This window comes from Streptomyces sp. NPDC102402, from assembly GCF_044765765.1.
In the GTDB taxonomy this organism is placed as follows: Bacteria; Actinomycetota; Actinomycetes; order Streptomycetales; family Streptomycetaceae; genus Streptomyces.
In genome coordinates, this window is record NZ_JBIWKR010000001.1 from 484,259 (window position 1) to 506,976 (window position 22,718).

Consider the following 22,718-nt stretch of genomic DNA (forward strand, 5'->3'; position numbering starts at 1 on the left):
GGCGGAAACGGGCTCCGTGGCGGGATCGGCAGGCAGGGGACGGCCTGCCGGTCCCGCCCGGGGCCCGACTCATCGGGTCGCTGCTTCACCAGTGATTTGAGCAAGGAGAGAACACGGGATGGGACTTCGCGCACAGGTACGCACACGGGACGGCTGGGCGGTCCAGCACGCGGTCGTGACGGTGACCGACATGACGGGCACGCAGGTGCTCCGGGCCGCCGCCGACGAGAACGGGGCCGTCCGCACCGACGATCTCCTGCAGGCCGGCGCGTACACGGTGATCGTCACGGCGGTGGGTTACGCCCCCGCCGCGTCCACCGCACTCGTCACGGCCAGCGGACGGGTCGAGGCCGGGACGGTCGTACTGGCCCGGCAGGGCGGTGTGGAACTGCCGCCCCCCGGCACCTGGTCGCTGGACCCGGTGCACTCCTCGGTCGCCGCGGTCGCGCAGCACCTGGGCATCTCCAGCGTGCACGGCCGGTTCACCGAATTCGGCGGGCGCATCGAGATCGCCGAGGACGTCCAGCACTCCCGGGTGGAGGCCTTCATCGCCTCCACCAGCATCGACACGGGCAACGCCATGCGCGACAAGCACCTGCGCTCGCCGGACTTCCTGGACGTGGAGACGTTCCCGGAGCTGACCTACCGCTCCCGTGCGCTGACCCCCGCCGGACCGGACCGCTGGACGGTGCACGGCGTGCTGACCATGCACGGCATCGCACGCGACGTCGATCTGGACCTCAGCTACCTCGGCACCGGACCCGACCCGTGGGGCGGGGTGCGGGCGGCGTTCAACGCCACCGCGGAGCTGCGCCGCGACGACTTCGCCATGAACTACAACCAGGTGCTGCAGGCCGGCATCTCCGCCATCGGCACGACGCTGCGCGTCGAGCTCGACATCCAGGCGGTCCAGGGCGACTCCGTCCCCGGATAGGACCGCCCCGGGCCTGGGCCGTGTCACGGCGTAGGACCGCCCCGGGCCTGGGCCGTGTCACGGCGTCACGCCCGGCACACGACGTCCCGCACGTGTCGCGGGCGTGCGCCGGGACTTCGCGGACACGGCCTAGGGTTGGGCGTATGGCACCCAACATCGCGACCAACACCGCTGTGGAACTCGGGGAACTGCTGGACTTCGTGCGCCCCAGGCACCGGGCGATCCTGCTGACGACCCGGTCCGACGGCCGTCCCCAGGGCTCTCCGCTCACCTGCGGCGTCGACGACGCGGGACGGATCGTCGTCTCGACCTACCCCGAACGCGCCAAGACCCGCAACGCCAAGCGGGACGAGCGGGTGAGCGTGATCGTCCTGTCGGACGACTGGAACGGCCCGTGGGTCCAGATCGACGGCTCGGCCGAGGTCATCGACTCACCGGACTCGGTGGAGCCCCTCGTCGAGTACTTCCGCACCATCTCCGGGGAGCACCCGGACTGGGACGAGTACCGGGCGGCGATGGTCAAGCAGGGGAAGTCCATCATCCGGATCACTCCGGAGCGCTGGAGCCCGGTCGCCACCGGCGGCTTCCCGGCCCACCTGGCCGGCGGCGGCTGAGCCGGCCGATGCTCCTGCCCCACCCCGAGCCGCTCGCACACGCCCGGCTGCTGACCTCCCCGTCCGTGGACCCGTCCGTGGTCCGTGAGCTGGAACGGATCACCGGGCGACCGGCCGGACCGGCGCACGCGACCGCCCCCGACGGCCCCTTCGTGTACGTGGGGGACGTCCTGCCCGAGTCGCTGCGGAGTCCGCGGCTGCTGTGGTTCCACAGTGTCAACGCGGGGACGGACGCCCTGCTCGCCGCGGGGCCGTGGCCCGAGGGGGCCCTGCTGACACGGACCGTGGGACGGATGGGCGAGCGCATCGCCCAGTACACGCTGGCCTGGGTGCTCGCCGAGTGCCAGTCCGTCCCCGAGCACACCGCCCAGCACTCCAGGGCGCAGTGGCACCGGATCCCGTCCGAACTCGTCGGCGGGCGTACGGCCGTCGTCCACGGCACCGGACGCATCGGCTCCGCCGTCGCCGGCCTGCTGCGGGCCTGTTCCGTGCGCACGGTGGGCGTGGGCCGCACTCCCCGTGAGGCGCCCGAGGGCTTCGACCGGGTGGTCCTGGCCGGTACGGAGGAGGAGGCCGCCGCGCTGGCGGACGCCCGGTGGGTCGTGTCCGCCCTGCCCCTCACCGGCGCCACGGCGGGCTTCTTCGACGTCTCCCGGTTCACCGCGATGCGGGGCGCCTCCTTCGTCAACGTGGGGCGGGGAGCGACCGTGGACCTGCCGGCCCTGGACGCCGCGCTGCGTGCGGGGAACGTGCGCCGGGCCGTGCTCGACGTGCTTCCCGACGAGCCCGCCGGCCCCGGCCACCCGGCCTGGCGGCTGCCGCGCACGGTGATCACGTCGCACTCGGCCGGAATCACGGCCGACGAGGACGTCGTCGCCGACTTCGGGAGCTGCTGGGAGGCGGTGGCCGAGGGGCGTACGCCCGCGCTGGCCGTGGACACCCTGCGCGGTTACTGACGTCCGGCGGCCCCGCGGGGACGGGACCAGGGCCTCGCGTCCGGATCGTGCCGGGCTCGCGTGCCCCGGCCCCGATCCAGTCCGGTCCGGCCTCGTCCGGCCTCGTCCGGCCTCGTCCGGCCGAAGACCCTAGGACCGGTGCGCCGCCCGGGCGCACATCGCCTCGATGCCCGCGATCAGCAGGTCCAGCGCGAACACGAAGTCCCGCTCGCGCATCTCCTCCACGGTGCCCCCGCCACGCGCCGCCATCAGTTCCTCCGAGGGCCGCATGACCTGCCGGAGCTCCGGATCCGCGCGGATCGTGCCCATCGCGCGCTCGACGTACTCGTCCTGGGTGAGGCCGGCCTCCAGCGTGCGCTGCACGAAATGGCCCTCGGTGGTACCGAATCCGTAGACGAACTGGAAGACGGCCGCCGTCGCACCGGTCTGCCGCTCCAGGGGCAGACCGGTGGTGCGCACGACGTCCTGGACCGCGTACGAGAACAGCATCGAGTGCGGGCCGATGTTCAGGAACCTGCCCGCGAGAGCCGATGCCCAGGGGTGGCGTACCAGCATCGCGCGGTAGCGGCCGGCCAGTTCGCGCAGTCGTTCGCGCCAGTCGGAGTCCTCGGGCGTCGCCGGAATCTCGCCGAAGACCGTGTCCAGGGCGAGTTCCAGCAGATCGTCCTTGGTGTCGACGTACCAGTAGAGGGACATCGCCGTGACGTCCAGCTCGGCGGCGAGGCGACGCATGGAGAACTTCGCGAGGCCGTCGGCGTCCAGCAGGCGCACGCTGGCCGCCGTGATCCTGTCCCGGTCGAGTCCGGTCGGCTGATCCGCCTTGCGGGCGCGCGAGGGTGTCCGGTGGTCCAGCCACACACTGACCCGCGAAGGGCTGTTCTCACGGTCTGCCGCGGACCCCATGGCGCACGCTCCTCGTCTTGCTGCGGCACTCCTGCGTACCGGCACAACCCCTGTCACGATGCTATGCCCGCCACCTGGGGTCTCAGTCCGTTTCCGTACGCTCCGCCCTCCGCAGCAGTGCCGCGGCCAGCAGCCCGCCGGCCAGGACCGCCGTGGCCCCGACGAGTTGGCTGGTCTCCAGACCGGAGGCGAAGGCGTCCGTGACGCGCTCCCGCTCCGCCGGACCGTCCGCCGAGGCGAGCACCGTCGGGAGCGAGGCGGCCCCGACGGCACCGGGGACGAGCGCGGCGAACCGCGAGTTGAGCACGGCACCGAGCACGGCGACCCCGAGCCCGTTGCCGAACTCGGCGAGCGTGCCGTTCACTCCGGCGCCCACGCCGGCCTTCTCGCGCGGGATCGCACTCATGATCGCGTTGGCCATGGCGGGCATGGCGAGCGCGACGCCCGCCCCCATCACGACCAGGCCCAGCAGCATGCCGGCGTAGTCACGCCCGCCCAGCACCGCGATCGCGGCGAGCCCCGCGGCCAGCAGGGACATCCCGGCGCCGATGACGGCGGGTGTCCCCAGCTTCCCCACGAGCCGGGCGCCGAGCCCGGTGAGGTTGAGCGCGACGACGGTGAGGGCGAGCGGGGCGGTGCGCAGCCCGGCCTCCAGCGGCTCGTAGCCCAGCACGAACTGCAGGTGCTGGGTGAGCAGGAAGAGGGAGCCCGTCATCCCGAAGGCGACGAGGATCGCACCGGCCACCGCGCCGGTGAACCGCTGGTTCCGGAAGAAGTGCATGTCCAGCATCGGGTGGGGGATGTGGAGTTCCCACAGGACGAATCCGGTGAGGACGGCGATCCCGGCGAAGGCGGTGAGCAGCACCGGGCCGGATCCCCAGCCGTGCTCCGGCCCGGAGATGATCGCGTAGACGACGGCCGCCATTCCCAGGGTGGAGAGCAGCGCCCCGATCAGGTCGGGACGGTCACCGATCGGGTTCTTCGACTCCGGTACGAGCCGGACCACCGCGATCAGTCCGATGACCGCCACGGGGATGTTGATCAGGAAGATCGCGCCCCACCAGAAGTGGTTGAGCATGGCCCCGCCGAGCAGCGGGCCGGCCGCGAACCCCAGGGAGTTGACGGTGGACCAGATGCCGATGGCCTTCACGCGTTCGGTGTCGTCGAAGATCTGGACCACGACGGACAGGGTCGTCGTGATCAGCAGTGCTCCGCCCACGCCCATCCCCGCGCGGGCCGCGATCAGCTGTCCGGAGGACTGCGCGAGCCCGGCCGCCAGCGAACCCACTCCGAAGACCAGAAGGCCCGCGACCAGCATCTTCTTGCGGCCGTAGCGGTCGGAGGCGCTGCCCGCGGTGAGCAGGAGTCCGGACTGGACGAGCGAGTAGGCGTTGATCATCCACTGCACGTCGGCCGTGGAGGCGTTCAGTTCCGTGGTGAGCGAGGGGATCGCGACGTTCAGGACGGTGTTGTCGAGCAGCACCGTGAGCTGGGCGAGGCAGATGACCCCGAGGATCAGCCAGCGTTGCGCATGGCCGTTCCGGGGGGCGAGGTCGTTCTCCTCGGGCGTGGTCGCCGTCATGCGGACTCCTGGTTCCGGTGCGGTCGTACGGTGTATGGCCAGCGCGTCGCCATACACCGTATGGCAACTCCTGTACGCCGTACAACTCAGTTGTGGAAGGAGCCGCAGCCGACGCGACGGAGGGGCGGTGGTCCCGGAGCCTCCGCCCCGGGACCACCGCCCCTGTCCACGCCGTCGTGCCCGGTGGCCGCGACCGTCAGCCGGCCGGCCGGGTGAGGTCGTAGAAGGTCGCGCTTCCCACCGTGACCTCCTCGAAGTTCTCCTCCACCCACGCCGAGATCCGGGACGAGGTGCCCTCGCCACCGGCACCGCCGCCCATGCCGCCGCCCATGCCGCCGCCCGAGATGAAGTAGTGGATCTTCCCTTGCTCCACGTACTTCTCGAACTCGGCGAGCGTCGGGGACGGGTCGCTGCCGTTGAATCCGCCGATCGCCATCACCGGGTCGCCGGTGGCGAGCTGGTAACTCGCGGCGTTCTGCGAGCCGATGGCCGCGGCGGTCCAGGTATAGGCGTCGGAGTTCTGCTTCAGGAGCGTCCTGGCCTCGGAGCCGACGGAGGCTCCGCCGAGCAGACCGCCCATGCCACCGCCTCCCATGCCGCCTTCGCCCATGCCGCCGCCTCCCGTACCGCCCTGCTGACCACCGGGTGCCTGCCCCTGACCCTGCCGGCCCTGGCCCGGCATCCCGCCGCCCGGGAAGCCGCCGCCCTGCGGCGCGTTGCCCTGCGGCGCGTTGCCCTGCATGCCGCCCGGGGCCTGGCCGCCCTGCGCGTTGCCCGGCGCCTGACCGCCCTGCTGGGTGCCCTGGCCGGGAGGCTGCATGCCACCACCGGGGCCCTCGCCGCCGGGGCCGCCGCCCCGCCCGCCGCCGGGACCGCCCATGCTCGCGCCCGACGGTCCCGCGGTGACGATCGAACCCTGATGCCCGGTGTTCAGCGTGCTGATCGTGTACGCCGTCGGCCCGGCCAGCGACGCCGCGAGGCCCAGCCCCGCCACACCCAGCGCGAGCGCCCGGCCCAGCCGTGCGGCGAACAGCAGCCCCACCGCGGCCACCGCTCCGCCGATCAGGACGGCCCAGCGCAGCCAGGGGAGGTAGTCCGGCGTGCGTCCCAGCAGGACGTACGACCAGACCGCCGTCACCGCGACGGCCGCCCCGAGCGCGGTACCCGCCCACCATGTGGCCCGCTCCTCCCAGAGGACCGCGGCACCCATGCCCACCAGCGCCGCGACGTAGGGGGCCAGGGCGACCGTGTAGTACTGGTGGAAGATGCCGGCCATGAAGCTGAAGACGAGGGCCGTCATCAGCAGCGAGCCGCCCCAGGCGAGGAAGGCCGCGCGGGCCGTGTCGGTCCGCTTGGCCCGCCAGGTCAGCCAGACGCCCGCGACCAGCAGGATCAGCGCGGCGGGCAGCAGCCACGAGATCTGGCCGCCGATCTCGGAGTTGAACATCCGGCCGATGCCGGTCTCGCCCCAGCCGCCGCCCTGGCCACCACCGCCCCCGACACTGCCGGTCTCCTCGCCGTTGATCCGGCCGAGTCCGTTGTAGCCGAAGGTCAGCTCCAGGAAGGAGTCGTTCTGCGAGCCGCCGATGTACGGGCGCGAGGAGGCGGGCCACAGCTCGACGATCGCCACCCACCAGCCGCCGGAGACGATCATCGCCAGCGCGGCCAGACCGATCTGGCCGAACCGCTTCCGCACGGAGACCGGTGCGGACACCGCGTACAGGACGGCGAGCGGCGGCAGGATCAGGAAGGCCTGGAGGGTCTTCGACAGGAACGCGAGGCCCACCGCGACGCCCGCCCAGACCAGCCACTTCGTCCGGCCGCCCTCCAGCGCGCGCAGCACGCAGTAGACGGTGACGGTCATCAGGAGCGCGAGGAGCGCGTCCGGGTTGTTGAAGCGGAACATCAGCGCGGCGACCGGGGTCAGGGCGAAGACCGCCACCGTGATCAGCCCGGCGGCGGCGTTGAAACGACGGCGCACGGCCGCGTACAGCACGCCGGCCGTGGCGACGCCCATCAGCACCTGGGGTGCCAGGATCGCCCAGGAGTTCAGGCCGAAGACCCGGACCGACAGGGCCATCGGCCAGAGGGTGGCGGGGGGCTTGTCGACGGTGATCGCGTTCGCGGAGTCCAGCGAGCCGAAGAAGAAGGCCTTCCAGCTCTGGCTGCCGGCCTGCACGGCGGCGGAGTAGAAGGAGTTGGCGTAGCCGGACGCGCTGAGATTCCACAGGTACCCGAGCGCGATGACCAGCAGCATCCCGAGGAGGGCGGGCCTCGCCCAGCGCGGGTCCTCCGGCCTGCCCCGGAGGACCCGCCGCGCCGCCGGTCCGGGCCGGACCGCGGCGTGCGCCGGCGTCCCGGGGGTGCCGGGTGGTGCCTGGAAGTGGTCGGAGTGCGTGGCCGAGGTCATCGGACGTTCCTCAGTTCGTGTGCGGCGCCCTCGCGGGCGTCCTGATGGTCGGTGCGCCGGTCGGGGAAGACCCAGGCGCGGAAGAGCAGAAACCGCAGCACCGTTGCCGCGAGGTTGGCCGCGATCAGCACGGCGAGCTCCGTGCCGTGCGACGCCGATCCGGACGCCGTGCCCAGCGCGGCGAGCGAACCGCTGGTCAGGGCGAGCCCTATCGCGAAGACGACGAGGCCCTGCGCCTGGTGGCGCACGGCGCCTCCCCGGCCGCGCACTCCGAAGGTGAGCCTCCGGTTAGCCGCCGTGTTGGCGACGGCGGACACGAGGAGAGCGGCGGCGTTGGCGAACTGCGGGCCGACGCCGAGCCGGAAGAGGGAGTAGAGGGCGAGGTAGACCAGGGTGGAGAGCGCCCCCACGACGCAGAAGCCGACCAGTTGCCGTGCGAGTCCGCGCGGCACCCCGGGGACGACCCGGTCGCGCGGGTCGTCCCCGAAGGGGCGTGCCAGCCGGTCCAGCGGCAGCGCTCCGGTGGCCAGGGCCCGGCCCACCCGCCAGACACCCTTCAGGTCGTCGGTCGCGGTCCGCACGATGTGCACCGTGGAGTCGGGGTCGTCGACCCAGTCGACCGGCACCTCGTGGATCCGGAGTCCGGCCCGCTCGGCGAGCACCAGCATCTCCGTGTCGAAGAACCAGCCGGTGTCCTCGACCATCGGCAGCAGCCGCTGCGCGACCTCGCGCCGTATGGCCTTGAAGCCGCACTGCGCGTCGCTGAACCCCGCGGCCAGCGAGGAGCGCAGGATCAGGTTGTAGGCCCGCGAGATGAACTCCCGCTTCGACCCCCGCACCACCCGCGAACTGCGGGCCAGGCGCGAGCCGATGGCCAGGTCGGAGTGGCCGGAGATGAGCGGGGCGACCAGCGGCAGCAGCGCGTTCAGGTCGGTGGAGAGGTCCACGTCCATGTAGGCGAGGACGGGGGAGTCCGAGTGGGACCAGACGGTCCGCAGCGCCCGGCCCCGGCCCTTCTCCTCCAGCCGGTACGACCGCACCTCGGGGATCAGGGCCGCGAGCCCCGCCGCCACCTGGGGCGTCCGGTCGGTGCTCGCGTTGTCCGCCACGGTGATCCGGAAACCGTAGGGGAACGTCCGCGCCAGGTGGTCGTGCAGGCGCAGCACACACGTCTCGAGGTCCTTCTCCTCGTTGTAGACGGGGATCACGATGTCGAGTACGGGAGCGCCGACCGCTGCGGCCAGGAGATGTTCCCGGGCCGGCAGGGTGCTCCAAGGAGTGTCGGTTCGCATGGCACAGACACTCGCCAACCCCGCTGTCACGCCCTTGTGCTGAGCCTGTGGCCCGTCTGTGAGTGCCCCTCGGGGATGTACGAGGGGTGGCCCGGAGCCGCCGCGGGCGCGTACGGAGCACCGCCCGGGACCGCCGCGGGCGCGTACGGAGCACCGCCCGGAGCCGCCGCGGGCGCGTACGGAGCACCGCCCGGAGCCGCCACCTGCGCGCAGGAGGGGCCGCTCGCCCCGTCCCCCGCGTGCACCTCGTCCGCCGGGAGATGTACGGCGAAGACGGTGTTCCCGGGGGCGGAACGCACCTCGGCCGTGCCCCCGTGGGCGGCGACGACGGCCTGGACGATGGCGAGGCCGAGCCCCGTCGACCCGGCGTGGCGGGAGCGCGAGGCGTCACCGCGCGCGAACCGCTCGAAGACGCGCGGCAGCAGCTCGGCCGGGATGCCCGGCCCGTTGTCCTGGACCTCCAGCGTCACCCAGGGCAGCTCCCTGCGCGCCTCGCGCACCCGGACCGTGACGGTGGTCCCGGGCGGGGTGTGCGTACGGGCGTTCGCCAGCAGGTTGACCAGCACCTGCTGGATCCTGGTCGGGTCGGCAGACACCGTCGTGGGCACCTCGGGCAGCTCCAGACGCCAGTGATGCCCTGCCCCGGCAGCCCCCTCGGACACACGGTCCGCGACACGGGCGTCGCTGACCGCGTCGATGACGAGCGGCGAGAGATCGGTGCTCTCGTAGGAGAGCGGCCGTCCGGCGTCGAGGCGCGCCAGGAGCAGCAGGTCCTCGACCATGCCCGTCATCCGCTCCGCCTCGGACTCGATCCGCCCCAGAGCGTGCCGGGTGTCGGGGCCGGCGTCCTCCCGGCCTCTCCGGGTCAGTTCGGCATACCCCCGGATCGAGGCGAGCGGGGTGCGCAGCTCGTGGCTGGCGTCCGCGACGAACTGCCGGACCCGCGTCTCGCTCTTCTGCCGGGCGTCGAGGGCCGAACCGACATGGCCCAGCATCCTGTTGAGGGCCGCGCCGACCTGCCCGACCTCCGTGCGCGGATCGGACTCGGCCTCCGGCACCCGCTCGAAGAGGGCGACCTCGCCGCTGTGGAGCGGCAGTTCGGAGACCCGGGTCGCGGCGGCGGCCACCCGGCGCAGTGGGCGCAGGGCGACGCCGACCATGGCGGCCCCCGCGATCCCGGCGGCGACGAGCCCGGCCCCGGTGACGCAGACCTCGACGAGGATGAGGGTGGTGACGGCCTTGTCCACCTCGGCCGTGGGGATCCCGACGAGGACGGTCGGGCCGGCCGCCGCTCGGACGGCTTCGACGCGGTAGCCGCCCAGACCGGGCAGCTCGACGTCGCGTGCCCCCTCTTCAACCGCGAGCTCCGCCGTCTCCAGGGCCTCCTTCTGCGCTCCGGTCAGGGACTCCGCACTCTCCTGCGCGCCCGGTCCGCCGTCCTCCAGGTACTTCGAATCGGTGACGGCCCCGTCGACGTAGACGGCGCCGACCGTCCTGAAGGGCTGGCCGATCCCGATGAAGGCCAGCGGCTCGTCGCTCCCGGGACCATCCGGTCCGGGCTTGTCGCTGCCGGGCGGGCGCGCCTTGGCGCGCATCGCGATGTCGTGCAGCTGGCCGTCCAGCTTCCCGTACATGTACTCGTGGAAGGCGATCGCCGTGACCGAACCGATCACGGCCGCGACCACCGCGATGAGCGCGACCGCGTACACGACGAGCCGGGTCCGCAGTGTCCACGGGCGTCCCGCGCTCCTCCTCCTGCTCACGGGACTACTCCCCGGGCTTGATGAGGTATCCCGCCCCGCGCCGGGTGTGGATCATCGGGGTCCGCCCCGCGTCGATCTTCTTGCGCAGGTAGGAGATGTACAGCTCGACGACGTTGGCCTGGCCGCCGAAGTCGTAGTTCCAGACCCGGTCCAGGATCTGCGCCTTGCTCAGCACCCGGCGCGGGTTGCGCATCAGGAAACGCAGCAGCTCGAACTCGGTCGCGGTGAGATGGATGGAGTCGTCGCCCCGGCTCACCTCGTGGCTGTCCTCGTCCAGCACCAGGTCGCCGACGACAAGGGTCGACTCGCTGCGTACGGAGGCCGTGCCCGATCGGCGGATCAGCCCGCGCAGCCGCGCCACGACCTCCTCCAGGCTGAACGGCTTGGTGACGTAGTCGTCGCCGCCCGCGGTGAGCCCCGCGATCCGGTCCTCGACCGAGTCACGCGCGGTCAGGAACAGCACGGGCACATCGGAGAGCTCGCGCCGTAGCCGGCCGAGCACGGCGAGGCCGTCCATGTCCGGGAGCATCACGTCGAGGACCACCGCGTCGGGACGGAAGTCACGCGCCGTGCGGAGCGCCCCCGCGCCGTCGCCGGCACTGCGCACGTCCCACCCCTCGTAGCGCAGGGCCATGGACAGCAGCTCGGCGAGCGGGGCCTCGTCGTCGACCACGAGTACACGGACGGGATTGCGATCGGGCCTGAGCAGCTCTGTACGCCCCTGGGGCGAGGTCGTCGTCATGGCTCAAGCCTGTGAGACGGCGGTGAGAGAGAGCTTTCGCCAACCTGTGAATCTCCTGAGAAACGCCGCTCCCGCGAGGCTTCCTGGCAGCACCGCCCGGACACCGCTCCCGGGCGGTACCGCCCGGGCCGCCCTCCCTCACCGGAACAGCGTGCTCGCGTTCCCGTGGCAGACCGCCCGCAGCCAGGCGTCGCCCAGCCCCAGCCGCTCCAGGGCCTCCAGCTGATGGACGTACGGATACGGGATGTTCGGGAAGTCCGTGCCCAGCAGGATCCGGTCCCCCAGATCCGCGAGGCGCCCGCGCTCCACGGCCGGGAACGGCATGAAGCCCTCGGTGAAGTCGGTGAACGCCATGGTCGTGTCGAGCCGCACCCCGGGATACGCCGCCGCCAGCTCCAGGAACTCCGCGTACTCGGGCATCCCCATGTGCGCGACGACCAGTTTCAGCCGGGGGTGGCGGGACAGCAGCCGCCCGATCGGGCCGGGGCCGGTGAACGCTCCGGGCGCCGGGCCGGAGCCGCAGTGCGTCACCACCGGGATTCCGGCTTCCGCGAGCAGCCCCCAGACGGGCTCCAGCAGCGGGTCGTTCGGGTCGTAGGCCCCGACCTGGAGGTGCGACTTGAAGACGCGCGCCCCCGCCTCGACCGCCTCACGCACATAGCCCTCCACGCCCTCCTCCGGGAAGAAGGTCGCGGTGTGCAGGCAGTCCGGCACCCGGGCCGCGAAGCCGGCCGCCCAGGCGTTCAGCCAGGCCGCCATGCCGGCCTTGTGCGGGTAGAGCATCGAGGTGAACCGCAGCACTCCGAACGACCGCAGCAGCGCGATGCGTTCATCCTCGTCCCGCCGGTAGGTGATCGGCCACTCCAGCCCGGTCAGCGGGCCCGCCGAGTCGAAGTACGCCCACACCTTGCTGAGCACCCGCTCCGGCATGAAGTGCGTGTGGACGTCGATGATCCCGGGCAGCCCGATCCGCTTCCGGAACCGCATCACATCGTCACGGTCACGGTCACTGGCACGCTCACGGTCGCTGGCACGCTCACGCTCACGGTCGCTGGCACGCTCACGCTCACGGTCGCTGGCACGCTCACGGGCGCTGGCACGCTCACGGTCGCGCGCACCGTCGTACCCGCTGTCGCCGCTGCACATCAGCCCCACCTGCCTCGTACGTCACCAGGAACGATCCCGGCGACGATCTCAGAACAGGCCGTCCTGCACGCCACCGGCCCCCACCGCCACGGTCGGCACGCTCATCCCCGACCCCGCGTCGGCGCCCGCCAGGTCCCACCCGGTGACGAGCCGCGTGTCCAGCACGACGATTCCGTCGTGCGGGGTCTCCAGGTGGAGATCGGGCCCGGCCGCCGCCACCAGCCGCCCGGCCACCACGCCGCCGTCCACCAGCCCGGTCACCGCGCGCTCCGCCGCCCCCGCACCGGCCAGCCCGAACACCTCCGCGTGGTCGACAGCCTCGAACGGCAGCCGCTCCAGCGCCTCCGGCCACCCGGCGCCCTCCAGCGCCGCGGACCGCCGGTACAGCTTCTCGATCTCGGCGGCCCGCTCGGCCGCCCCCGGAAGCCCGCCCCGCACCGCCCGCTTGCGCGCGTACGGAATCCGGTCGGGCACCCCGAGCGCCGTCCGGAGCAGCTCCTCCGTGCGCCGCGCGGCCATCAGCGGCCCGCGCCCCAGCCAGCTGAACACCACGGCACCCTGCTCCCGGAGCCGGGCCGCGTCCCGTGCCTCGCCGGTGATGCCGACCTTGACCATCCCCGGCCCGAACCAGGCCAGGTAGACGCGGTACGGGCGCGGGTCGTCGGCGAGGGTGTCGGCGGCCACCGAATGGGCCCGGTCCAGCCGCCCGCACTCCTCGCACCGCGCCCCCGTGCTCCGTGCGGGCACCACGGCCCGTACCGGGCACGGGTTGCCGCGCGCCCCCACGCAGTGCCGCTCGCCCCCGGCCCGGAACCCGAGCTCCCTCCCGTACGCCAGGACGCTCACCCGCCCCCGCCCGGACCCGTCGCTCCGCACCCACCCGAGCACGGGACCGCCGTGACCGGGCCAGCTCAGTCCGGTGCACCTCCAGCCGCCCATGCTCAGGCCGTTCGCAGGGCGGTGACCCGGGCCCGGGGGGCCTCGCGGCGCGGGGGCATGGCGGTCTCCTCCGGGGATGTGGCGGCCTCGGCACGGACGCCGCGCGGGACCGGTTCGCGTCCGCGACGGCGAACCCGAAGAGACCCTAACGGAGGGAACGGCCCGGCCGGAGCCCGTCGGAGTGCGGCCGTCGAGCGGCGTGGCGCCGGCCGACGTGTGAATTTCTAGAGTTAACTTCTAGAAATACTCTCCAATTGTGCCTACGCCGGACCACAATGGCCCTCGTGTCCTTACCGGAGATCCCTCTCTCGCTCGCCGACACCGCGCCAGGCCGCCGAAGGTGCGGCGCTCGCACCGCCTGACCCCCGACGGGGCGTCGCTCGGCGAATGCGAGTACGAGTACGAGTGCGAGTGCGAGTGCGAGCACGAGTACCGCCTGGTCGGCCTCGGAGCGTACGCGCGCCGAGGTGCCGCTGGTCCGACCCGTCGGGGGGCGGGTCGGGCCACACGGACGAGCCGCGTTCACCTCCGTCCCCGTAGGGCCCGGGAGGGACGCCATCCGCGGACGGGTGAGCCCGGTTCGTCCTCCAGGCGCTCCGGCCCCTCGGCGCTCTCGGCGTGCAAGTCCCGCCGGGCTACTATCCGGTCCATGGCTCTGACCATGAACGACGTGGCCCGCTTCGAGGCGTCCCGGCCCCGCCTGCAGGCCGTCGCCTACCGCCTCCTCGGCTCCGCGAGCGATGCCGAGGACGCCGTGCAGGACACGTTCCTGCGCTGGCAGGCCACCGACACCGACCGCGTCGAGGTCCCCGAGGCCTGGCTGACCAAGGTCCTCACCAACCTCTGCCTCAACCAGCTCACCTCGGCCCGCGCCCGGCGCGAGACCTACGTGGGCCAGTGGCTGCCCGAACCGCTGCTCGCCGGGGACCCGATGCTCGGCCCGGCCGACACCGCGGAGCAGCGTGAGTCCGTCTCGTACGCGGTCCTCGCCCTCATGGAACGGCTCTCCCCCAACGAGCGGGTGGTGTACGTGCTGCGGGAGGCCTTCGGCTACCCGCACCGCCAGATCGCGGAGATCCTCGACATCACGGAGGCCGCGGCCCAGCAGATCCTCCACCGCGCCAAGAAGCACATCGCGGACGGCAGGACCCGCGCCGAGGTCGACGAGGCCGCCGCCCGGCGGATCGTCGACGAGTTCCTCGCGGCAGCCACCAGCGGCCGGACCGAGCCGCTCGTCCAGCTGCTCACCGCGGACGCCGTCGCGATCGGTGACGGCGGCGGAAAGGTGCCGGCCCGCACGAAGGCGTTCGAGGGCGCCCTCGCGGTCGCGACGTTCATGCGCGGCCTGTTCAAGCCCAGCCAGGCCAAGCGGACCCTCGTGGGCGGCTCGCCCGAGGTCCACGCCGCGACGGCGAACAACACCCCCGCCCTCGTGGTGGTCCTCGACGGACGGGTCATCGGCGTCATGTGCCTGGAGATCACCGCCGACGGCATCGCCGCGTTCCGCAGTCAGGCCAACCCCGACAAGCTGGAGCGCGCGACCCGGCAGTGGGCGGCCACCGACCACGGAGAACCCCTGCTCAACGTCTTCTGACCGCCATGTGAGCTGCTTCACATCCGACTCCTGTCAGGAAACGGCGGGCTGCCCGGTTCAGGGGGCAAAGCCGCGCGAGACAGGAGCCAGGAAATGCCGCACCGGATCATCGTCCTCGGAGCCGGATACACCGGAGCCATCGCCGCCGGCCGCCTCGCCAAGCGGCTGCACCGCGAGGACGCCACCATCACCCTCGTCAACGCCGAGCCCGACTTCGTCGAGCGGGTCAGGCTGCACCAGCTGGCGGTCGGCCAGGACCTCAAGCCCCGGCCGTTCACCGAGATGTTCGCGGGCACCGGGGTCCGGCTGACCCTCGCGAAGGTCACCGGCGTCGACGTCGACCGCAGGACGGTCGCCGTCAGCGGAGCGAACGGCGCCGAGGAACTGGAGTACGACAGCCTCGTGTACGCCCTCGGCAGCGGCTGGGACGCACAGGGCGTCCCCGGCACCGAGGAGCACGCCCACGAGATCGCGGGCCGCCCCGGAGCACTCCGGCTGCGCGAGCGCCTGGCCGGCCTGGAGGCCGGACAACCGGTGCTCGTCGTCGGCGGCGGACTGACAGGAATCGAGGCCGCGACAGAGATCGCCGAGGCCCGCCCGGACCTCGACGTCGCCCTCGCCGCACGCGGCGGGCTCGGCGACTGGCTCTCGCCCAAGGGCCGCGCGCACCTGCGCAAGGTCTTCGGCACGCTCGGCATCACCGTCCACGAGAACACCGCGGTTGCAGGCGTGGAGGCCGACCGGGTCGCCACCGCCGACGGCACGTCCGTCCCGGCCGCGGTCACCGTGTGGACCACCGGCTTCGCGGTCCACCCGCTCGCCCTGGCCACCTCCCTGGAGGTCACCGACACTGGCCGGATCGTGGTCGACCGGACCATGCGCTCGGTCTCGCACCCGGACGTGTACGCCGTCGGCGACGCCGCCATGGCCATGGGCCCCGCCGACCGGCCGCTGCGGATGTCGTGCGCCTCGGGCACCCCCGCCGCATGGCAGGCCGCCGACGCCATCGCGGCCCGCCTGACCGGCGGCAAGGTTCCGACCACACCGATCCGCTACTTCAACCAGTGCATCTCCCTGGGCCGCAGGGAAGGCCTGATCCAGTACGTCACCGCCGACGACCGCGCCGTCCGGGCGGCCCTGACAGGACGGTTCGCCGCCGTCTACAAGGAACTCGTCTGCAAGGGCGCGGCCTGGGGCGTCGCCAACCCGCTGCTCGGCATCCCGGCCCGGCGCCGCCGCGTCGTGCACGAGCAGGCCCGGGAGGGCACGGCCGCCGAGGCGTCGGCCTGACCCGGCCGGCGCACCCGGTCGGCCTCCCGTCGCCCGCTCGACCGTGAGGGGCGCCGCGGAGACCGGGCCGCTGGCCGGCTTCGGGCAGCCCGCCTTCAGCGCAGACCGAGGAGCATCACGTCGTGGAGGTCCGCGCCGCCGCCCCCCGGCCGGGCCTCGCCGACCTTTCGGTATCCCCACGCCCGGTAGGCGGCCGACGCCGCCCCGCTCGCCGGGTGGACGTTCAACAGCACGCGCTCGGCCCCGATGCCGGCGATGAGCGTCCGGTGCAGACGCCGCGCGACCCCCTGTCCGCGCCACGGTCCGCGCACGGCGAGTTCCATCAGCCCGAAGGTGCGGTGCCCGTCCTCGTGCCGCACGGCGTCGGGAACGGGCTCGGCCAGTTCGTCCCACCACACCGTGTCCGGCTGAAGCAGGTGGCCGTACGCCATCCCGATCGGCTCACCGTCCCCGGTACGGGCCAGAGCGGCGTGAAAGGAACGGTTCAGCGCCTGCGCGGGGAAGCGGCGGAAGGCGGCGGCCACGTCGTCCTCGGTCTCGCCGTAAGGAGGCTCCGCGAACGCTTCGGCATAGATCAGCTCGAACGCGTCCTGCGCCCGCACCGCTGCCGGTCCGTCCATACGCTCCACCGTCACGGACCGTGCCGCGTCCTGTGGTTCCCCGTCGTCCAGCCGTATCAACTCCAACGGCTCACCACTCTCCACCACGGATCCCCCTCCGGCTCACACGGTTGCCGTACTCCGCTGCTGTACTTCGATGCCGCACAGCCCAACGCGAGAGGCCCCCAGGATCTCTCCTGGGGGCCTCTCACTTGCTGTGCACTCGGCAGGATTCGAACCTGCAACCTTCTGATCCGTAGTCAGATGCTCTATCCGTTAAGCTACGAGTGCGTGTCCTTGGCCTGGGCCTCGGTCCCGCTTCCCGGACTTTTCTGCCCGGTCGGCGTTGCGAGAACAACATTACATGACCTGCGCCGTGACGCGAAATCCATTACCCAAACCACACCTGACCTGCGGAAACGCCGTTCCTCAGGAAGATTTCACCGCCCGGGTACGACCGAAGCCCCGTGCCTGGGGCACGGGGCTTCGGTTTCCTGCGGAGGCGGAGGGATTTGAACCCTCGATGGGCTTTAAGACCCAAACCGCATTAGCAGTGCGGCGCCATAGACCGGACTAGGCGACGCCTCCAGCACACCCCGCGCGAGCGCGAGTGGTGCGTGCAGATGATGACACAGACGAGCGCGCTGTCACCAATCGCCGCCCACGGTACTAGGCAGGTGGGCGGCGAGGCAAAGCGCTTCCCGCGGTGCCGGGACCGGCCGCCCGACGGAGGGCGCGGCCTCCCCCTCCCCGCGCACGGCGAGACCGGCCGTCCGGGCGGCCGTTCCGGGCGGCCCCCCATGAGTTGCGCAACGTGCGGGCGTAAGGAGCGTTAGAGAGGACGAGGGCTCCGCCCTCCGTCCGTCACCCCCGTGCCGCCCCGCGCGCGTCCCCAACCCCGCGCGCCCGGCAGGCAGGCGCGCCCTCGGGCGCGCCGGAGCAACAGGAGCCCCGCATGCTGCGCCGTCTCACCCTCACCGCCGTCGCCTCCCTCGCCGCGCTGTCCGCGGCGGCGCCCGCCGCAACGGCAGTGGCCCCGCTGGTGCCACTGCCTCCGCTCCCCGTGCTCCAGGGGGACTGGCCGTTGGCGCAGGACACACGGACCCGGCTCACCGTGACGGTCTCGGAGTCCGGCAACCCGTCGGCCGACGGGACCTTCGAGCTGGAGTGCGGCCCGGCGGGCGGCAGCCACCCCGCCGCACAGCGGGCCTGCGACCTGCTGGACGAGGCCGCGGAGTCGGGGGACAACCCGTTCGTGGCGACGGACCGCAACGCCATGTGCACCCAGCAGGCCGGCGGGCCGGCCGCCGCCCGGGTCCAGGGCACCTGGCAGGGGCAGAACGTCGACGCGCGGTTCAGCCGGGCCAACGGCTGCGAGATCTCGCGGTGGAACACCCTCGTGCCGGTGCTCCCCACCGCGAGGTAGCCGGTTCGGCGGGGCGTGCGCCGGGACTTCGGCCGGTCCGGACGGCGCGCGCCCGGGGCGCGCGACGGCCGCTCCGGAGTCCGGCCGGACGGGTTCACGGGCCCTTTCCGGCAGGCTCCGAGCACGCCCGGCACCACATCGGCGCACGTCAGAGGGGGCGCTCGCGGTCACACCAGGACCCACCGGCGTACACCGTGTGCACAGAACCTTGGTGAGAGCTCCCCCTCATCCGCCGCCCGCCACGCGCTCCCTGCCTTTAGACTCCTCCAGTGACAGCCTGAGGCCCGAGGGGCAGGATGGGGCCCGCTGTCGGCAAGGTGCGGTATTCAGGGAGGAAGCGTCTCGTGAGCAGCAGGCCATCCCGAGGCGCTGCTCGCCTCGCAGCCATACTCGACGCCCTCCCGGACGGGCTCCTGCTCGTCAACTGCAACGGCACGGTCGTCAACGCCAACACCATCGCCCTCGAGATGTTCGAGACCCCGGGCACCGCGCTCGTGGGCCGCGGGCTGCTCGATCTGCTTCCGGAGTTCGACTCCAGGCTGATCCCGGGGTCGATGCGAAGGCCGGAGTCTGCGGACGAGCAGGGCAGGACCAAGCCGACGCGGATGACCGCGCGCCGGACCGACGGCACCGACTATCCCGTCGAGGTCACCAGCGCCTCCCTGGACAGCGGCCAGGCGGGCTACAACGACATCCACTCCAGCTACACCGGCGACGAGCTGCTCATGCTCGTCGTGCGGGACCTTTCCGGCACGGTCGACACCGAGGCCGAGCTGGCCCGTTCGCAGCGCCAGACGGAGATGATCCTGCGGGCCGCCTCCGAGGGCGTCGTCGGCACCGACACGGACGGCCGGGTCGTCCTCGTCAACCCCGCGGCCGCTCAGATCCTCGGCTTCCGTGCCAGTGACCTCGGCGGCAAGGAGCTCCACCCGCTGATCCTGCACTCGCGTGCGGAGGGCGGGCAGTTCCCGTACGAGGAGTCGCCGCTCGCCGACACCCTGAAGTCGGGCCGCAAGCACCGGGTCCGCGGGCAGGTCCTCTGGTCCAAGAGCGGTGCGCAGGTGCCGGTCGATCTGACCACCGCACCGGTGCGCGACGGGGACCAGTTGGTCGGCGCGGTCATGACCTTCACCGACCGCAGGCCCTACGAGGAGCTGACGCAGCAGCACACCGACGAGGTCGCCGGGCTGACCGAGCGCCACGCGACGGAGGTCGCCGGGCTCACCGAACGGCACGCGGCGGAGATCGCGGAGCTCACCGAGAGCCACCGTGCCGAGGTCGCCGGGCTCACCGAGCAGCACGCGGCCGAGTCGGCCGACCGGACCGAGCGGTACGCCTCCGAGCTGGAGGAGCAGGCGGAGCGGCTCACGGGCATCGACGCACGGCACACGCAGTTGACCGCCGTGCTCGGCGAGTCCCTGCGCGGGCCGCTGGAGGAGCTGCGGGGCGAGCTCTCGGGGCTCGCCGCCGACCCGGCCGGCCAGCTCTGGCCCGAGGCCAACCAGATCCTGCACCACCTCGCCGCCGGCTACGCGCGCATGACGACGCTCGTCGACAACGTACTGAGCTACCAGCGTCTGGACAGCGGTACCGAGGAGCTCGTCAAGCAGCCGGTGCTGCTCGACGCGGTGGTGACGGCGGGCATCGACGGGGCGGTCGAGCTGATCGGCCCCGGGCGTGCGCAGTTCGCCGTGCACGCGCCGCCGATCGAGGCCGAGGTCGACGCGGGCCGGCTGGTCACGGCGCTCGCCCACCTGGTCGCCGACGTGGCCGGTGTCGACTCGACCGGCAAGGCCCGGCCGGTGCCGGGCGGCGGCTACGTCGACTCCACGATCGTCGTGGCCGCGGCGCAGCGCGGTGACGTCGTGCGGATCGAGGTGCGCGGACCGTTCGCCGGTGGCGACCCGGTGCACGTGCCGATCGTGCGCGGGATCGTGCGGGCCCACGGCGGTGTGCTCCAGACGCACGAGATGCCGGGGATGAGCGGCAGCGCGTACGTCCTGGAGGTACCCCTCGGTTCGGGCGCCGGGGCCATCGCTCCCGAGCCGCTCCCGGCGCCCGCGGAGGCCGACGTACCGGAGCCGTCCTCCCAGTCCTCCCAGTCCTCCCAGTCGGCGCAGTCCCCCCAGTCGGCGCAGTCCTCCCCGTCGGTGCAGTCCTCCCCGTCGGCGCAGTCCCTCCCGTCGGTGCAGGGCGGCCGGCGCAGGGCGCGCAGGGCGTCGACGGACGCCTTCCTGGACAGCCCACTCGACGGTGGAGCGGCCGGTCCCGAGGCCGGTGACACGGCGGCGGCGGAGCCGACCGGGCGGCGCAGGGCGCGTCGTGAGTCCACGGCCCCCCAGGAGCACCAGCCGCAACAGGACATGACCCCGCCTCAGCGGAGCGAGGGTTCCGGCCGCAGGCGCGGCCGTCCCAGCCCCGCCGAGACGGGAGCGGAGGCCGCGGCGGACCAGCCCCGTCAGGCACTGGCCCTCCCCGCGGCGCCGTCGGCGCCCTCGGAGGGTGCTGTCGTGACAGCGGCCGAGAACGCCCAGGGGGGTGGCGGACGCCCGCAGCGCGGACAGACGGTGCCGCCCCAGGGCGTGCCGCAGAACGCCGGCCGGACCGGGCGCCAGGGCGGCGGCCGACCCGCGCTGCCCGCGCTCGCCTCTCCGGACGCCCCCGCCGAGCAGGAGCAGCCGGCACAGCAGCCCGGGGGCCGACGGGCCCGGCGGGCTCTCGCCGCGGCGCAGGAACGCGCTGCCGCGGCCGAACCCTCGGGACCCCGCACGCCCTTCGCGCTGCCTCCGGCGGCGGCGGACCGGATCCCGCCGATGGCTCCGGGCTCGCCCGTCGTGGCACCGCCCTACGCGGTCTCCCCGGCTTCCCCGGCCCCCGCGCCGGTCCCCGCGCCGCCTGCGCGGCCGGTGCCGGACGAGGCCGGTCCGCAGCCCGAGCGCCACGACGCCGTACGCACCGCGCCGGACGCGGACCACACCCCGCCGCAGCCGCATCCCGTGCCGTCGGGCCGCCGTAGGGCCCGGCCCTCGGAGGCACCGGCGCCTCAGGCGCGGCCCGGCCATCCGGCGCCCGGGCAGCCGATGCCCGCCGTCCCTCCGCAGCCCGACTGGGCACAGAGCGGTTCCCCGGAGCAGCCGCCGGCACCGCCGGCCCCACCGGCACCCTCCGCACCCTCCGCACCCGAGGACGGTCCCGGCCCGGTCGCCGAAGGGTCCTGGACGGAACCCGGCACCACCACGCACACCACGGGCACGGCGGGTCCCGTACCCGCGCCGGAACCCGCGCCCATGCAGGAGCCGCATCCGGCCGACGGCGACGCCCCGGCCCCCGTCCCGGACGCGCGGCGCCAGCCGCTGCCCGCGGAGGCGCCGATGCCGGCGTCCGCGGACTCCACCCAGGGGCGTGCGTTCAGCGTGCGGACCCTGGGGCAGGGCGTGCCCTTCGCCCAGCACCTCGCGCACCAGCAGAACCAGACGCTGGGCGGGGCGGGGCGGCGCCGCAAGCTCGCCGCCCCGCCCGGGGCCGAGCGCCCGGCCCCGGCCGCCGTGGCTCCCGCACCACCGCAGCCCACCGGTACACAGGGCGGCACGGTGCAGGGCTCCGGCCGGCTGCTGTCCCCGCCCGCGTCCGAGGGCCGCTCGTACGCGATAGGGGCACCCGACGAGGGTGCCGAGGGCCCGGAGCCGCTGGACGGGCCCGGTGGCGCCGTCGAGGTGGCCAACCGCCCGCAGCCGCAGCCCGTCGACGACGAACTGCCCCCGGAGCCTCTGGACAATCCGCGCCGGCTGCTGGTCTGGCCCGCCCCGGACGTCTCCACTCAGCAGGCCCTCAGCGACCGTGGCTACCGGCCGGTGATCGTGCACTCCCGCGAGGAGGTCGACGCGCAGATCGCGGCGTTCCCCGCCGCGCTGTTCGTCGATCCGCTGACCGGGCCGATCACCCGCACGGCGCTGCAGTCGCTGCGCCAGGCGGCCGTTGCGGCGGAGGTCCCCGTGCTGGTGACGGCGGGTCTGGGGCAGGCGACCCGGGAAGCGGCGTACGGCGCCGACCCGGCGGTACTCCTCAAGGCGCTCGCTCCGCGCGACAGCGACCAGCACCCTCCGAGGGTCCTGGTGATCGAGGAGCACGAGGAGATCGCGCTCGCGCTGACGGAGACGCTGGAGCGGCGCGGCATGCAGGTCGCGAGGGCGTCCGGCGACAGCGAGGCGGTCGACCTCGCCACCCGGATGCGGCCGAATCTGGTGGTGATGGACCTGATGCAGGTACGCCGCAGGCGCGCCGGGATCATCGACTGGCTCCGTGCGAACGGCTCCCTGAACCACACGCCGCTGGTCGTCTACACCTCGTCCGGCATGGAGGAGGCGGACCTGCCCGGGCTCGCCTCCGGTGAGACGGTCCTCTTCCTCGCCGAACGCTCGACGAGCGACGAGGTGCAGTCCCGGATCGTGGACCTGCTGGCGAAGATAGGGACGAACTGACGGCCGGACGCGGTCGGACGCCGTCTGACGACTACGACGAGGGCGGTACG

Annotated in this window: 16 protein-coding genes and 2 tRNA genes; 7 read left to right on the forward strand and 11 right to left on the reverse strand. The window is 73.3% G+C overall.

Annotated elements, in window-relative coordinates; genetic code table 11:
- The first annotated feature begins 118 nt into the window (after positions 1-118).
- The 3 genes from ACIRJR_RS01965 (at position 119) to ACIRJR_RS01975 (ending at position 2,504) form a co-directional block, all read left to right on the forward strand.
- Positions 119-934: a YceI family protein gene (locus tag ACIRJR_RS01965; protein WP_403772333.1), complete on the forward strand. Its 816-nt coding sequence runs from the start codon at positions 119-121 to the stop codon at positions 932-934.
- A 143-nt stretch (positions 935-1,077) separates the two neighbouring features.
- Positions 1,078-1,548 (forward strand): PPOX class F420-dependent oxidoreductase, encoded by a 471-nt coding sequence (locus tag ACIRJR_RS01970; RefSeq protein WP_403772337.1) that lies wholly within the window; start codon positions 1,078-1,080, stop codon positions 1,546-1,548.
- 8 nt (positions 1,549-1,556) lie between these two features.
- Positions 1,557-2,504, forward strand: coding sequence for an NAD(P)-dependent oxidoreductase (locus ACIRJR_RS01975; protein WP_403772340.1), 948 nt, complete (start codon positions 1,557-1,559; stop codon positions 2,502-2,504).
- A 129-nt stretch (positions 2,505-2,633) separates the two neighbouring features.
- Here the strand turns inward: ACIRJR_RS01975 and ACIRJR_RS01980 are convergent, their stop codons facing one another.
- The 8 genes from ACIRJR_RS01980 to ACIRJR_RS02015 form a co-directional block, all read right to left on the reverse strand.
- Positions 2,634-3,407: a TetR/AcrR family transcriptional regulator gene (locus tag ACIRJR_RS01980; RefSeq protein ID WP_403772343.1), complete on the reverse strand. Its 774-nt coding sequence runs from the start codon at positions 3,405-3,407 to the stop codon at positions 2,634-2,636.
- Positions 3,408-3,489: 82 nt separating this feature from the next.
- Positions 3,490-4,989: an MFS transporter gene (locus ACIRJR_RS01985; RefSeq protein ID WP_403772346.1), complete on the reverse strand. Its 1,500-nt coding sequence runs from the start codon at positions 4,987-4,989 to the stop codon at positions 3,490-3,492.
- Positions 4,990-5,185: 196 nt separating this feature from the next.
- Positions 5,186-7,399, reverse strand: a complete 2,214-nt coding sequence (locus ACIRJR_RS01990) for a glycosyltransferase family 39 protein (protein WP_403772349.1) — start codon at positions 7,397-7,399, stop codon at positions 5,186-5,188.
- On the reverse strand, positions 7,396-8,691 hold the full coding sequence (locus ACIRJR_RS01995) for a glycosyltransferase (protein ID WP_403772352.1): 1,296 nt from the start codon (positions 8,689-8,691) through the stop codon (positions 7,396-7,398). The genes ACIRJR_RS01990 and ACIRJR_RS01995 overlap by 4 nt, the downstream gene beginning before the upstream one ends.
- Before the next feature lie 26 nt (positions 8,692-8,717).
- Entirely contained in the window at positions 8,718-10,454 is a 1,737-nt protein-coding gene (locus tag ACIRJR_RS02000) for an ATP-binding protein (protein WP_403772354.1), read from the reverse strand.
- 4 nt (positions 10,455-10,458) lie between these two features.
- Positions 10,459-11,196: a response regulator transcription factor gene (locus ACIRJR_RS02005; RefSeq protein WP_403772357.1), complete on the reverse strand. Its 738-nt coding sequence runs from the start codon at positions 11,194-11,196 to the stop codon at positions 10,459-10,461.
- Positions 11,197-11,334: 138 nt separating this feature from the next.
- Positions 11,335-12,183: an amidohydrolase family protein gene (locus ACIRJR_RS02010; RefSeq protein WP_403773765.1), complete on the reverse strand. Its 849-nt coding sequence runs from the start codon at positions 12,181-12,183 to the stop codon at positions 11,335-11,337.
- A gap of 207 nt (positions 12,184-12,390) precedes the next feature.
- Positions 12,391-13,281 (reverse strand): DUF2797 domain-containing protein, encoded by an 891-nt coding sequence (locus ACIRJR_RS02015; protein ID WP_403772360.1) that lies wholly within the window; start codon positions 13,279-13,281, stop codon positions 12,391-12,393.
- Between the two features lie 649 nt (positions 13,282-13,930).
- Between ACIRJR_RS02015 and ACIRJR_RS02020 the strand changes: the two genes are divergently transcribed.
- Both ACIRJR_RS02020 and ACIRJR_RS02025 read left to right on the forward strand, forming a co-directional pair.
- Entirely contained in the window at positions 13,931-14,875 is a 945-nt protein-coding gene (locus ACIRJR_RS02020) for an RNA polymerase sigma-70 factor (RefSeq protein ID WP_403772364.1), read from the forward strand.
- A 93-nt stretch (positions 14,876-14,968) separates the two neighbouring features.
- Positions 14,969-16,165, forward strand: coding sequence for an NAD(P)/FAD-dependent oxidoreductase (locus ACIRJR_RS02025; RefSeq protein ID WP_403772367.1), 1,197 nt, complete (start codon positions 14,969-14,971; stop codon positions 16,163-16,165).
- Between the two features lie 95 nt (positions 16,166-16,260).
- Here ACIRJR_RS02025 and ACIRJR_RS02030 read toward each other — a convergent pair whose 3' ends face one another.
- The 3 genes from ACIRJR_RS02030 to ACIRJR_RS02040 all read right to left on the reverse strand — a co-directional run bounded on the left by ACIRJR_RS02030 (position 16,261) and on the right by ACIRJR_RS02040 (position 17,352).
- Entirely contained in the window at positions 16,261-16,785 is a 525-nt protein-coding gene (locus tag ACIRJR_RS02030) for a GNAT family N-acetyltransferase (protein ID WP_403772370.1), read from the reverse strand.
- 197 nt (positions 16,786-16,982) lie between these two features.
- Positions 16,983-17,055: transfer RNA gene (locus tag ACIRJR_RS02035), tRNA-Arg, on the reverse strand.
- Between the two features lie 206 nt (positions 17,056-17,261).
- Positions 17,262-17,352, reverse strand: a tRNA-Ser gene (locus ACIRJR_RS02040).
- A 367-nt stretch (positions 17,353-17,719) separates the two neighbouring features.
- Between ACIRJR_RS02040 and ACIRJR_RS02045 the strand changes: the two genes are divergently transcribed.
- Positions 17,720-18,190 carry an SSI family serine proteinase inhibitor gene (locus ACIRJR_RS02045; RefSeq protein ID WP_403772373.1) on the forward strand — a complete coding sequence of 157 codons (471 nt, stop codon included), beginning with the start codon at positions 17,720-17,722 and terminating at the stop codon, positions 18,188-18,190.
- Positions 18,191-18,534: 344 nt separating this feature from the next.
- The gene (locus tag ACIRJR_RS02050; RefSeq protein ID WP_403772376.1) at positions 18,535-22,668 is read left to right on the forward strand and encodes a PAS domain-containing protein; all 4,134 of its coding nucleotides are present in this window, start codon (positions 18,535-18,537) and stop codon (positions 22,666-22,668) included.
- Positions 22,669-22,718: the final 50 nt, after the last annotated feature.